Annotated in this window: 10 protein-coding genes; 7 read left to right on the forward strand and 3 right to left on the reverse strand. The window is 45.4% G+C overall.

The genetic code is table 11. The features are described from left to right. The first annotated feature begins 105 nt into the window (after window positions 1–105). The 3 genes from ade to CV944_RS17570 all read left to right on the forward strand — a co-directional run bounded on the left by ade (window position 106) and on the right by CV944_RS17570 (window position 3,951). A complete protein-coding gene (ade, locus tag CV944_RS04820) occupies window positions 106–1,839 on the forward strand; it encodes an adenine deaminase (protein ID WP_100663898.1) in 1,734 nt (577 codons plus the stop codon). 212 nt (window positions 1,840–2,051) lie between these two features. Continuing rightward, entirely contained in the window at window positions 2,052–3,206 is a 1,155-nt protein-coding gene (locus tag CV944_RS04825; RefSeq protein ID WP_047818525.1) for a glycosyltransferase, read from the forward strand. Between the two features lie 280 nt (window positions 3,207–3,486). Beyond that, window positions 3,487–3,951: an exosporium glycoprotein BclB-related protein gene (locus tag CV944_RS17570; RefSeq protein WP_231293743.1), complete on the forward strand. Its 465-nt coding sequence runs from the start codon at window positions 3,487–3,489 to the stop codon at window positions 3,949–3,951. Between the two features lie 109 nt (window positions 3,952–4,060). On the opposite strand, the gene trpB is transcribed toward CV944_RS17570, so the two are convergent. Further along, window positions 4,061–5,224 carry a tryptophan synthase subunit beta gene (trpB, locus tag CV944_RS04835; protein WP_100663900.1) on the reverse strand — a complete coding sequence of 388 codons (1,164 nt, stop codon included), beginning with the start codon at window positions 5,222–5,224 and terminating at the stop codon, window positions 4,061–4,063. 403 nt (window positions 5,225–5,627) lie between these two features. Here trpB and dndC point away from each other — a divergent pair, with 403 nt between their 5' ends. The 4 genes from dndC to CV944_RS04855 are packed head-to-tail and all read left to right on the forward strand — an operon-like array spanning window position 5,628 to window position 10,556. Continuing rightward, on the forward strand, window positions 5,628–7,010 hold the full coding sequence (dndC, locus tag CV944_RS04840; RefSeq protein WP_015375162.1) for a DNA phosphorothioation system sulfurtransferase DndC: 1,383 nt from the start codon (window positions 5,628–5,630) through the stop codon (window positions 7,008–7,010). Next, complete coding sequence (dndD, locus tag CV944_RS04845) at window positions 7,000–9,021, forward strand: DNA sulfur modification protein DndD (RefSeq protein WP_100663901.1); 2,022 nt, start codon at window positions 7,000–7,002, stop codon at window positions 9,019–9,021. The genes dndC and dndD (CV944_RS04845) overlap by 11 nt, the downstream gene beginning before the upstream one ends. Before the next feature lie 3 nt (window positions 9,022–9,024). Then, the gene (dndE, locus tag CV944_RS04850; protein WP_044736683.1) at window positions 9,025–9,411 is read left to right on the forward strand and encodes a DNA sulfur modification protein DndE; all 387 of its coding nucleotides are present in this window, start codon (window positions 9,025–9,027) and stop codon (window positions 9,409–9,411) included. After that, window positions 9,408–10,556: a cysteine desulfurase family protein gene (locus CV944_RS04855; protein WP_100663902.1), complete on the forward strand. Its 1,149-nt coding sequence runs from the start codon at window positions 9,408–9,410 to the stop codon at window positions 10,554–10,556. Before dndE ends, CV944_RS04855 begins: the two co-directional genes overlap by 4 nt. A 65-nt stretch (window positions 10,557–10,621) precedes the next feature. Here CV944_RS04855 and CV944_RS04860 read toward each other — a convergent pair whose 3' ends face one another. After that, a complete protein-coding gene (locus tag CV944_RS04860; RefSeq protein ID WP_233204970.1) occupies window positions 10,622–10,993 on the reverse strand; it encodes a DndE family protein in 372 nt (123 codons plus the stop codon). Further along, window positions 10,990–13,005: a DNA sulfur modification protein DndD gene (gene dndD, locus CV944_RS04865; RefSeq protein ID WP_100663904.1), complete on the reverse strand. Its 2,016-nt coding sequence runs from the start codon at window positions 13,003–13,005 to the stop codon at window positions 10,990–10,992. Before dndD (CV944_RS04865) ends, CV944_RS04860 begins: the two co-directional genes overlap by 4 nt. Window positions 13,006–13,020 lie beyond the last annotated feature (15 nt).

Genomic DNA, 13,020 nt, shown 5'->3' on the forward strand with positions numbered 1-13,020 from the left:
CAAAATCAGCGCCAAAGCGATTGACATCTTCCATCAAGCCCATTACAATAAAGCCAATTTCCACTGGCATCGCGATTCACATCATGAAGAGAGGAGAATCACTGCATGCATTCGACATTGCACAACCAAATCGCCGCCGCCGCCAAACAAACAAAAGCCGATCTCGTCATCCAAAATGGGAAAATCGTCAACGTGTTCACGCGCGAAATCATCGAAGGGGATCTCGCCATTGCGGAAGGGATGATCGTCGGCATCGGCCGCTATGAGGGAAGGAAAACGATCGATGCCGAAGGGCGTTATATATGCCCGGGGCTGATTGACGGACACGTGCATATCGAATCGTCGATGGTGCCCCCGAGCGAATTCGCCCGCGTCGTTCTTCCGCACGGCGTGACGACCGTCATTGCCGATCCGCACGAAATCGCCAATGTCGCTGGCGTCCGCGGCATACAATTTATGCTCGACGATGCGAAACGGACGCCGCTCGATGTGTATATGATGCTGCCGTCGTGCGTGCCAGCCGCCTCGTTTGAACGTGCCGGAGCCGTCTTATCCGCCGCGGAACTGGCACCGTTTTTCAACGATGAACGCGTTCTCGGATTGGCGGAAGTGATGGACTATCCATCATTACGGGAACAACATCCATCGATGCTTGACAAACTGGCGCTCGCTGCCAACGCCAACCGCCTGATCGACGGCCATTTGGCGGGGCTTGACGCTGATGCCGTCAACGTCTACCGAAGCGCCCGCATCCATACGGACCATGAATGCGTCACTCCCGACGAAGCGCTGGAACGCGTTCGCCGCGGCATGTACGTGCTCATTCGCCAAGGCTCAGTCGCCAAAGACCTCAAAAAACTTCTCCCCGCCATCCATGAGCACAACGCGCGCCGCTTTCTCTTTTGCACGGATGACAAACATCTTGATGACTTATGGTTTGAAGGCAGCGTCGATCATAACGTGCGGCTCGCCATTCAGGCCGGCCTCGACCCGCTTCTGGCCATCCAAATGGCCACGCTGAACGCCGCAGAGTGCTACCGTTTGCCGACAAAAGGCGCTGTCGCTCCAGGATATGACGCCGACTTTTTGTTCGTTGACGATTTGGAAACATTGAACATCACCCACGTCTTCAAAGCGGGAAGACTAGTGGCCCAACATGGACAGACGGTGTTTCCGGCCGAACGATCGGCAGAAAGCCTTGAACAGCCATTGCTTCACTCCATCCGTTGCCAAGCAGTGGACGAAACCGATCTTCGCATCCCGATGAAAAGAGGAACGAAAGCCCATGTCATCGAGATCATCCCGAACCATTTGCATACGAACCACCTCATCACGGACGTTGATGTCCAGGAAGGGGCTTTCTGCCCGTCGATCGAGCGGGATTTGCTGAAGCTTGTTGTCGTCGAACGCCATCGCGGCCTCGGCATCGGCCTTGGCATCGTCCGCGGCTTCGGATTCAAGGCAGGCGCCATCGCTTCTTCGATCGCGCACGACTCACACCATATCATCGCCGCCGGAACAAACGATCGCGACCTCGCCGCCGCCATCGAACAACTCCGCCAGCAGCACGGCGGCTTGGCGGTCATCAAAGACGGAGCGGTGCTTGCCAGCCTGCCGCTTGAGATCGGCGGTCTAATGACAAGAAAAGACTATACCGAGGTGCTAAGCGGATTGAAGCAGATTGACAAAGCCCTTAAAGCCATCGGCGCCAATGGCTCGTTCAACCCATTCATCACATTGTCCTTCCTCGCCTTGCCGGTCATCCCAGAGCTCAAGCTGACCGACCAAGGATTATTTGATGTAAATAAATGGGAATTTATTCCTGTTGAAGCGGTGTAACCCCTCCCGATTGAGGCTGGCGTTTCAAAGCAAGAGGATTACGGGAGCACCGCCTTACAGCAGGGCGCTCATTCACAACTAAGGTCAACCGCGAAGCAAATCAGTCCCTTCATCCCCCATTGATTGCGGGGATGAAGGGATTTTCTTCACTCCGCCCTTTTTCCTCGATTTTCACAGCGCCATGTGCGGCATTGGCATAAGCACGTTCCCGCATGATGCATATAGTGAAACAGCAACATGGCCGAAAGGAAGGTGCAAGGAAATTGATCACCATCAGTCTTTGCATGATCGTCAAAAATGAAGAAGACGTCCTTGCCCGCTGTTTGGACAGCGTCCAACATCTCGTAGACGAAATCGTGATTGTGGATACAGGATCAACGGATCGCACGAAAGAAATCGCCCGCTCCTACACCGCACGAGTCATCGACTTTCCTTGGAGCGATGATTTCTCGGCGGCGCGAAACTTCTCCTTTTCCCACGCCACCATGGACTATATTTTTTGGCTGGACGCAGACGACATCTTGCCGGCAGAAGAGCAGACCAAATTCCTCACATTGAAGCGCACCCTTTCTTCTGACATCGACTCCGTCACCATGATTTACAGCCTTGCCCAAGATGAATATGGAAAGACGATCTCTAGCGTCCGCCGAAATCGTCTCGTCAAACGATCCAGCGGCTTCCGATGGCATGGGATGGTTCATGAATATCTAGAAGTATGGGGAACGATTCTCAACAGCGATATTACCATTATTCATCAACCGAACCGCTGCGCTTCAGATCGAAATTTGCAAATTTATGAAAGGCAGTTGGCACAAGGAGCAGAATTTTCGCCAAGAGATCTCTTTTACTTCGCCAACGAACTGTTCGACCATCAACAATACGAGCGGGCCATTCAGTATTATGAACAGTTTTTGCAGACCAAACAAGGGTGGGTGGAAGATTGCATCGCCGCCTGCGGAAAGTTGGCAGACTGTTTTTACGCACTTGGTGATGAAGAACAGGCATTTCGATATGTGTACCAATCTTTCGAATACGATACCCCTCGGGCTGAATGCTGCTGCCGGCTGGGCTATTACTTTCTTCAGCGCAAGCAATATCGTCTTGCCGCCTTTTGGTACCATTTAGCCACTCAGCTCACAATGCCTTCCGACAGCTGGGGATTTGTTCATCATGCTTGTTGGACTTGGCTTCCCCACTTGCAGCTTTGTGTATGTTACTTTTACATGGGCGAGTACGAGTTAGCATACCAACATAACGAAAAAGCCAAACAATACGTTCCTCATCATCCCGCGGTTTTGCACAACGAATGCTTGCTGCAATCCATTCTCGCCGCCGAAAGCACGTTCCACCAAACCGATGAATCGTGATGAAGGGAGGTTATGCCGCTTGTCTGACCGACATCCTATTCGTGTAAAATGTCTTTCCCCTTTATGCGGAACATGGCCGCCGATTGTAAAAATCTATACCGGACCAACAGGACCCACGGGACCCACAGGGCCTACAGGACCGACTGGACCTCAAGGACCCACAGGACCTCAAGGACCTACAGGGCCGACTGGACCCACAGGACCTCAAGGACCCACAGGGCCGACGGGATCGGCTGGAGCAGGAGCCATCATTCCATTCGCTTCAGGAACAACGGTTGTCTTGACCGCCACTATAGCCGGGTTGGCCGACACCACAAGTTTGATCGGATTTGGAAACGCTGCTTCAAGCATCAGTTTAGTGGGAGGAACGATAAACCTTGGCGGCACATCGAATTTTTCCTTTACCATCCCGCGTTCAGGAATCATTACTGCTGTCGCAGCCAATTTTTCCGCTACAACAGGCACAGCGCTTTTAGGAACAGCTACGATCCGCGCTCAATTGTATATCGCCACTTCTCCATCCAGCAACGTATTTTCGCCTATTCCAGGCACGCTCATTACATTAACGCCATCAATCACCTTTCCCATCTCCCTAGCCCAAAACGCCAGCGGCATCATCACAGGATTAAACGTGCCTGTCAATACTGGCGACCGGCTGCTCATGGCGTTTTTCATCACCACTTCCGGCCTTTCAATCGCCGCTTCCGTCACGGGATATGCGAGCGCAGGAGTGGCGATTAGTTAGCCAACGATGGTGAAAAAGGACAGAACATCACCAATCGGGAAACGGGAGATCGAAAACAATAAGCAGGCGGCTTCACGCGAACACCGTCGTGAACAACCGCCTGCTTTCTTCACGATTGCAACATGGAAAACACTTGCTCGACATCTTTATCCCCGCGCCCCGACAAATTCACAATGATGATTCGGTCTTTGCTTAACGTCGGCGCGAGCTTGATAGCGTACGCCACCGCATGGGCGCTCTCCAGCGCTGGGATGATTCCTTCCGTTTTGGACAACAGTTGGAACGCCTCAAGCACTTCCTCATTCGTGACCGTGTAATACTCAGCCCGCCCGGACACTTTCAAATGGCTATGCTCTGGACCAATGCCCGGGTAATCAAGCCCGGCGGCAATCGAGTATGTCGGCTGCGGGTTTCCATTTTCATCAAGGAGCACCAAACACTTGAATCCATGCAACACGGCCGGAACGCCCTTCGTTAGCGTCGCTGCCTTCTCCGGCTCGACACCGATGAGCCGCACGCTCGGTTCATCCAAATAATGGGCGAACGCCCCGATGGCGTTGCTTCCCCCGCCGACGCAGGCCACTACCGCATCCGGAAGACGTCCTTCCTTCTCTACAATCTGCCGCTTGCTCTCTTCGCTAATAACCGACTGAAAATGTTTCACCATCGACGGGTACGGATGCGGACCAACCGCCGAACCAAGCAAGTAAAATGTAGTCTTATAGTTTTGCACAAGATCGTTCAGCGCCTCGTCCACGGCATCCTTCAATCGTCCTTGACCTTTCGAGACCGACACGACTTTCGCCCCTAGCAGCTCCATGCGGAACACATTGAGCGCCTGGCGCTTCGTATCTTCTTCCCCCATATAAATGGTGCAGTCCATGCCAAACATGGCGCATGCGGTAGCGGTCGCCACCCCGTGCTGGCCTGCACCCGTTTCCGCAATCACCCGCTTCGCGCCCATCCGCTTCGCCAACAAAATTTGCCCGATGACGTTGTTGATTTTATGCGAACCAGTATGGTTCAAATCCTCACGTTTCAAATAAATCTTCGCCCCGCCGAGCCGCTCCGTCAATCGCGCCGCAAACGTCAGCGGACTCTCGCGGCCGACATACTCCCGCAAGTAGGTTCGAAACTCCTCATTGAATTCCGGATCATCCTTATATTTCAGGAACTGCTCCTCCAAATAATCAAGCACTTCCTGCAATTCATCCGGAACGAAGCTGCCGCCGAATTCGCCGAAATAGCCTTTCGTTTCCTGGACTACACTCATGGCTCATCTCTCCTCTGCTTTCTAAAAGTCGTAACATCAGCATAAACCGTTTTGGCAAGCAAGTCAATAAATAATTTATATTTTTCAAACATTTAAATAAATAGACTTCCGAATCTATCCACGATGGCGAAACGGTGTTTCATCCAACGACCGCTGCCCATGCCGCGATATTGTTGGATTTTTGGACTTCATGTTGCATGTATATATAAATGTCAAACCTTCAAATTGAATCTATATAATCAATAGTTTAAAATAATATAATAGATCCCTTTTGCATTACCGATGATTATCGAACAACGTACTATGTGCACATAGTTTATATCAATACACAAAAACTACCTGTTACATAAATCTCTTGTCGATTGCATTATGTTGTATTTTTGAAAAAAAGGAGTATAAGCGAATGGGACTTCATTATTTTTTAAATCATAAAAAAGAAGATTTGTATAAAAACGTTCAGGAAGTATACAAATCGGATGACCGCCCCTGGGTTGTGGGCTTTAGTGGCGGCAAGGACTCTACTGTTGTTGTTCAGATTATTTTTTATGCGCTGTCATCAATGAGCAAAAATGAATTGACAAAACCTGTCTACATTATCTCATCCGATACGATGGTAGAAAACCCTAAAATACTTGAACACATCGATACACAGCTATTGAAAATGAAAAAAGCTGCCAACGAGCTTGAACTTCCTATTCATGTTGAAAAAGTAATGCCAAACATTACAAACACTTTCTGGGTCAACTTGATCGGTCGAGGTTACCCGGCTCCTCGACAGAAATTCAGGTGGTGTACAGACCGTTTAAAAATAGATCCAGCCAACAACTTCATCTTAAACAAAGTGTCAGAGTTTGGTGAAACGGTTGTCGTACTCGGAGTGCGGAAATCGGAAAGCTCGACTAGGGCGCAAGTCATGAATACCCATAAAATTGAAGGGAAAATTTTACGGCGTCATACTAAACTCCCTAATTCTTACGTTTATGCGCCGATTGAAGATTTCTCGTTAGACGATGTTTGGACATATTTAATGCAAGTGCCAAATCCTTGGGGAGCTGATAACGCCGACTTGCTTGCCTTGTACCAAGACAGCCAGGGGGAATGTCCATTAGTCATCGACAATTCAACGCCCTCGTGCGGCAACAGCCGCTTCGGTTGCTGGGTATGTACAGTTGTGCAAGAAGATAAATCATTAAAGGGGTTTATCGAGTCTGGTGATGAATGGTTAACACCGCTCCTAAAGTTTCGAAACTGGCTCATGGAAAACCGTGACAAAGAAGATTATCGCGAAAAGAAGCGGGCGAACGGTTCAGTATATTTAATTGGCGACGAGGACAATAAACGGTTAGGGTTAGGTCCATATACCCTTGAACATCGGAAAGAAATTTTAAGAAAGCTGTTGGAAACAGAAAAGCAGTTGCAACATCCTCATCAACCCAAATATGAATTGATCACTGTCGAAGAACTGAAAGAAATACGTAAAATTTGGTTTGAAAAAGGGGATTGGGAAGACTCCGTTTTAGCCATTTACGAGGAAGTATACGGACATCGCCCGAATTGGGACATAGAAGAAAGCAAGTTTCTTGAAAGCGAGGACATCAAGCTGCTTAAAAAGCTGTGCCATGAAGAAGAATTGGAGTTTGAACTTGTCCAAAAACTTGTGCACCTTGAATTTCAACATTATGGATATAAGCATCGATACGGCATTTTAAAAGATATCAACCGGATTTTGAATGAGGAATGGCTACATTTTAATCAACTACAACAAGGTGACGACTATGCAGATTAACCAACTAGTAATTACAAACTTTGGCATTTATTATGGACGAAATGAATTTGTCTTTGGAAACAAAAAGGGGCGCGCCAACATTATTTTGATTGGGGGGGAGAACGGAACAGGGAAAACGACCTTCCTGTCTGCCATCAAATTGGCGCTTTACGGTCCGCTGTTTTTAGGATATAAATCGGCAAACGCCAAATATATCGATTTTATTAAAGATAAAATCAATATCTATTCCCGAGCCGAAGGCAACAAAATGGCCGGGGTGGAAATAGATTTTACTCTGTATAATAATGGAGAGCCGGAAAATTATTATATAATCCGGCAGTGGGAGCTCACGAGAGAGACCGTAAAGGAGCATCTGCAAATTTCCAAAAACGGCATTCCGCTTACCGACAACCAAATGGAGGAGTTTTATCACTTCTTGCGGCGCAACCTGCCGCCAAGCCTGTTTGACTTTTTGTTTTTTGACGGTGAAAGAGTTCAGCAATACGTCCTCGATGCACAATTTGAACAGAACGTAAAAGAAGCATTTATGACACTGTTCAACTTAGACTTGTTTGATACGTTAAAGGAAGACTTGCTTAAGTATTTGAAACAGGACAACATATTTACCAGCCTGACCCAGGAACAAAAAGAGTACACACAAATCGAATATGATCTCCGCAATCAGGAACATGTGATCCGTAGCCTCGAAAGGCGGATTGCGGAATTGAAAGAACAGGAGAAAGATATTCAAGTAACTATCCAAGAGCTCCAACGGGAATTCTCCGTCAAAGGGGGAATGATGGCTCGCGAGCGAGAAAAACTAAACGAACAAATTTTTCTTATGGAGCAAGAAAAGAAACAGATCGCCGAAAAAATTAAAGAAACGGCTTCGGAGTTGCTTCCTTTTGTCATTGTGCAGAGTCTTTTGCAGCAGACGGTTACCCAAATTGATGCAGAGGAACGTGTCGAGAGATACAATACATTGAAAGAAGAGTTAAACAACGAAACACTTCCGCTGTTATTTAAGGAGCTTTCGCGCCATTTCCGCATTACGGACCTTGATGGAAGAGAAGCAACGTCCTCTTTCACCGAGGCGATGAAAGAGAAATTGTTTCAGTCAATGAAACCGGTTGGCATTAACTTTGAGCGTTTCCAATTTATTCACCAAATGAATTCGGAACAAAAGCAGACGATTAGAAATTTGTTCAAGCAAGTGCGTCATTTTGATGGAGAACTGATTGATAAATGGTTCGCAAGGATTCAACATTTGACAAATGAAATTTATACGATAAAAAAGCAGATTGAGCACAGTCTTACAGACGAGTCGCTGAAGGAGATCATCAACAAACTAAACGAGCATACCCGTCTCCATGAACAAATCAAATATGAAACTGAGGCAAACACGGCCAGACTGTTTGAAGCGCAAAAATTTTATCAAGAATTGATTGCTAAGAGAGAAAAAGTACAGAAACGAATCCGCCAAGCGCAAAAAGATGAAAACATTTTTGAACTGTGTCAAAAGCTGAGCCGCGTTTTATCTCGCTATCAAGAGGAACAGATCAAAAAATATCTAGGAACAGTAGAACGGTATTTCCTGCAAATGTTTAACTCGTTGATGCGGAAAGGCCAATTTTTAAACTCTTTTAGAATTGACCCGCAAACGTTTGAAATCACGATGCTAAACTATTCCAATAAACCTGTATTTAAACACTCCTTATCAGCAGGGGAAACACAATTATTCTTTTTATCACTGCTTTGGGCGCTATTAAAAGCGTCTAAACGGCAAATACCTTTTGTACTGGACACCTTGTTTGGCCGCCTCGATCGGACGCATAAAGAAAACTTAATTCAAAAATATTTGCCTATCGCTGCCAATCAGGTCATTATCTTGTCAACGAATACAGAAGTGGACGAATATTACTATAATCAAATGAAACCTTATATCCAGCGGGAATTTTCTTTACATTATGACCGCAGTTCAAACCGAGTCCATGTTAATAACCATTACTTCTTCCAAAAAGTGAGGATTTGATCTATGCAGTTTCGCCTAAAAACGTCAAAGGAGACAATGGATATTTTAAAACAGCTGCAATCCAGCACAAATCTTACGCCTAACGTCCTCGCACGTCTGGCTATTGCATTGTCCCTGCTGTCGAAAGAGCCAATCGAATCGTTCGATTCGGACACCAACGGCTTGGAGTTTAACCGCAACACTTTGACCGGGGAGTACGATTTTGTTTACAAAGCCCTGATCGCTCAGCAGCTTGGCCGTCCCATCACTGATGATGAATACTTTCCATCCTTGATCAAAAAACATCTGGACCGCGGGGCTAAATGGTTAGAAAATGAGTATAAGTATGCCGGCAATTATGAAAAGTTAATTAAAGGGTTAGCAAACTTTGAGTTGGAGATGATACGATGATTTATCTCGACAACAGCGCTACGACTCCGATTGATCCGGAAGTCAGCAAAGCGATGTGGCCATACTTGACCGAAGAATACGGCAACCCGTCAAGCAAATATTATACCCTTGCAGAAAATGCAAAAAGAGCGGTAGAGGAAGCGCGCTCCCACGTCGCTTTCCTCCTCTTTTGCGATCCAGATGAAATTATTTTTACAAGCTGTGCCACTGAAAGCAACAACTTTGTTCTAAAAGGAGTTGCCCATTTTTACAAAGAGAAGGGGAAGCATATTGTTACATCCAAAATCGAACATAAATCTGTCTTAGAAACATGCAAGTTTTTAGAGGGAGAAGGTTTTGAGGTCACCTACTTAGACGTGGATTCTTTTGGACAAGTACAACTGGAAATGTTAAAAAAGGCCATGCGTGAGGATACTATTCTTGTATCCATCATGTGGGGGAATAATGAAACCGGGACTTTGAATGATATCCCCGCTTTATCCCAATATGTTAAATCGCACTATCCGAATGCGTTTTTTCATACAGACGCAACCCAAGTGGTTGGGAAAATTGAGGTCGATCTTTCTAAAACACCGGTCGATTTTCTCTCGTTATCTGCCCATAAACTGTATGGACCAAAAGGAATTGGCGCTTGCTTTATCCGGAAACAGGAGCTTGGTTTGCGAACAAAAATCACTCCCCTTCTCCATGGTGGCAACCAGGAAAACGGATATCGTTCCGGAACATTAAGCGTCCATAATATAGTCGGGCTAGGGAAAGCCGCCGAACTGGCAAAACTGAATTACAAAGATCAACATCAGAAGTTGATGGAATTGGAAACATACTTAGTAAATAAGCTAAAGGATTTGTTTCCGGCCATTCAATTTAACGGACATCCAATCGACAAAATTCCTGGAATATTAAACTTTACAATCCCTAATGTAAGCAATGAGTTGATCATTCGTACCTTAAAGGATCAATTTGCGATCTCAACCGGCTCAGCTTGCTCCATTAACGAACCTTCATATGTTTTGAAAGAAATGGGGCTTGATGCTATTCAAATCCGTAGTTCTTTCCGGGTCTCGCTGAATAAATACATCAGTCAAGAAGACATCGACCGTTTTTGCGTCTGTTTGGATCATGCTGTAAAAAGCTTGTCTATTTAAACATCTACTTAAAACAAAACAGGGGATGATCATAAAATTCATCATCCCCTGTTTTTTATACATCCCTATGCAATCCCATGCTTTTCTAATAAGTAGAAAAAATAGCTATCCGCCCCTGTCAGCTGATTTAATTCCTCATTCATAATTTCTAATCCTTGTTCAATGCAGCTGATAATAAGCTTATCCAACGCTTCATCATTAATTTGAGTCTGCACTTTATCGATCAACAGATGTTTGATCAATACGATATCATCACCTTTCGCGATAACAGATACCGGAATCTCGATATTCGCCATCTCCTCTTTTTCTCTTTCCTGAATTAGTTCCGATTCCGTCAATCCCTTGGCAAACGCGAGTCTTAACACGTCAGGACGTTCCATTTCGAGCTCTGCCATCACTCTTTGTAAAATTTCGAATCCATTCTTTGATAGTTTCATACTAGCCACGGATTTTTCACCTTCTCAAAAAAGTATCCTTCCTCAATTTTCGTATATTGTTCTTCCTCATCAAAGTTTAAAATATAAGATTTTTCAATAAACGGAGCAAGTTCACTATAAAAATCGCTTGTGATCTCTGTATCCGTTGATAAAATGATGACTTGGTCGCTTAGCTTCGTAAAGTAATGTTGTACAAGGTTAGACCGGTGAATGCTGTCCAAGCGCGCTAATGGCGTATCAATGACAAATGGAATCTGGCTTCCCGATACTTTCGTCAACGCCCAAATCATCGCGAGGGCAATCAACTGCTTCTCACCCTCCGATCGTGACATTAAGTCAACCTCTTGGCCTTCTTTGTTGTAAATAGTTAACGTGAATTTTTCTGGGTGGAATTTTACTTCACCAAATTCGCTTTTCCGAAACATTTGTTCCATGATCGTCTCTACTTGAAGTTTCAACTGCTTGGCTTTCAATAACGTCACTTGGTCGATAAACTCTTGTGTTGCACTACGGAGCTTGTTTAACAACTGGATTTTTTTCTCGACCGGCCCGAGCTCGTCCTTTAACTTTTGCTTTTCTGTAATTTCTCGTTGAAGTTTTGTGTGTTCATCACGCAACTTACGAACAATGGAAAATACATCTTTCTTTTTTTGCCGCAACTCCCCGAGTTGCTGATGGAATTCCTTAATTTGCTCATCAAGCTCGGTTGTATCCACCGCATCAGGAGCCTCATCAAATTGCGCTCTATACTTTTTCAACATATCCTCTGCCTTTTTCATTTCTTCGAGAACCGTGCGAATGTTCTGCGCTTTCGCTTCAGGGTACTGCAATAAAAAGTGATAATCCTTATTCGATAAATCATGAATAACATTTACATCTTCTTTAAGAAGTGACCGTTGAATGTTATTTAGTTGGGCCCAAATGTCTTTACCTTTCGCTTTTAATTGGTTTTTTTGGTTTCTTAAAAGTGGCGGGAAAACGCTCACTTCTAGAAGCTTCTCAATAAACTGTTCGTATGGCGCAAATTGCATTTTTTCCTTATATTTCGCGTCTAAATATTCTCGTTCTTTTTTTATGTTTTGTTTTAGTTGGCGAATTGCCGGGAGCAAGATCAACTGATAAAGCTCTTTTTCTTTAAATTTTTTTAAAAAGGCCCGATATTGATTAACCTTTTCTTCGTACTCGCCAATCCATCGGCTCAATTCTTGTTTCGTCGCGCTTGATTGCGCAATAAGCTGCCGCCGCTCGCGTTCGAGCTGCCTTACCTGATCAGTCAGCACTGTTAACTGTTCGTCAATCTTAGTTTCTTCATCTTTGTATTTATCCAGTTTGTCACTTATTTCCTCAGCGCGGTCAAGAATCGCTTCAATGTCGCTATCTTTCACTTGTTTCTTTAGATCTCTTGCTAACTCCCTCGATATGTGATCCAAGTCCTTTAACAATTGGTTGTAAAGCTCCAAAGAAACAACTTTTTGAATGGCGCGGATCGTCTCTGCGCTGTCTTGTTCGCCGACTAAATCGCGAATTTTTTCTGCGTCGAAGATGAAAAATTGTGATACATCCATTGGGATGCGTTGGTCAATAAACTCGTAAAATGCTTGCTCTGTCGTGGCAATTTCCCGCACTTTCTGCATCTCTTCATTCAATTGATAGATGCGACGAGTTTCCTTAAGATCCCGGTGATTAAAGACCACCTCAATGGCATAGCTCCCCGTATGGTCGGTGAAAGCAAGTTCAACGGACCCTTCGTTCCCCCCCTCGGCAAGATGCTTTTTGTTTACTGCGTTTCGAAGCAATTCCTCATACTCTTTAGCCTTGAATTTGCGGCGGCCATAAAAGCAAATAAAGATCGCGTTAATTAATGACGTTTTTCCGTGACCGTTTAATCCTCCAATTAATATAATATTTTTCTTGTATACCGAAGGCGGCTCTTTTTTCCGGCCGCGAAAATGAAGGATCTGCTCCCCATAATAAGGGCGATAGTTTTTGAATTTTATATACTCAAAAATCATGACCCTCTCTCCTTA

It is taken from the genome of Geobacillus sp. WSUCF-018B (assembly GCF_002809985.1).
Lineage (GTDB): Bacteria > Bacillota > Bacilli > Bacillales > Anoxybacillaceae > Geobacillus > Geobacillus thermophilus.

What these genes read in the sequence shown, in the direction of transcription:
- ade (WP_100663898.1), top strand. Translation starts at nt 106, where the DNA reads ATGCATTCGACATTGCACAACCAAATCGCCGCCGCCGCCAAACAAACA.
- CV944_RS04860 (WP_233204970.1), bottom strand. Translation starts at nt 10,993, where the DNA reads ATGAAACTATCAAAGAATGGATTCGAAATTTTACAAAGAGTGATGGCA.
- dndC (WP_015375162.1), top strand. Translation starts at nt 5,628, where the DNA reads ATGGGACTTCATTATTTTTTAAATCATAAAAAAGAAGATTTGTATAAA.
- dndD (WP_100663901.1), top strand. Translation starts at nt 7,000, where the DNA reads ATGCAGATTAACCAACTAGTAATTACAAACTTTGGCATTTATTATGGA.
- dndE (WP_044736683.1), top strand. Translation starts at nt 9,025, where the DNA reads ATGCAGTTTCGCCTAAAAACGTCAAAGGAGACAATGGATATTTTAAAA.
- CV944_RS04825 (WP_047818525.1), top strand. Translation starts at nt 2,052, where the DNA reads ATGATGCATATAGTGAAACAGCAACATGGCCGAAAGGAAGGTGCAAGG.
- CV944_RS04855 (WP_100663902.1), top strand. Translation starts at nt 9,408, where the DNA reads ATGATTTATCTCGACAACAGCGCTACGACTCCGATTGATCCGGAAGTC.
- trpB (WP_100663900.1), bottom strand. Translation starts at nt 5,224, where the DNA reads ATGAGTGTAGTCCAGGAAACGAAAGGCTATTTCGGCGAATTCGGCGGC.
- dndD (WP_100663904.1), bottom strand. Translation starts at nt 13,005, where the DNA reads ATGATTTTTGAGTATATAAAATTCAAAAACTATCGCCCTTATTATGGG.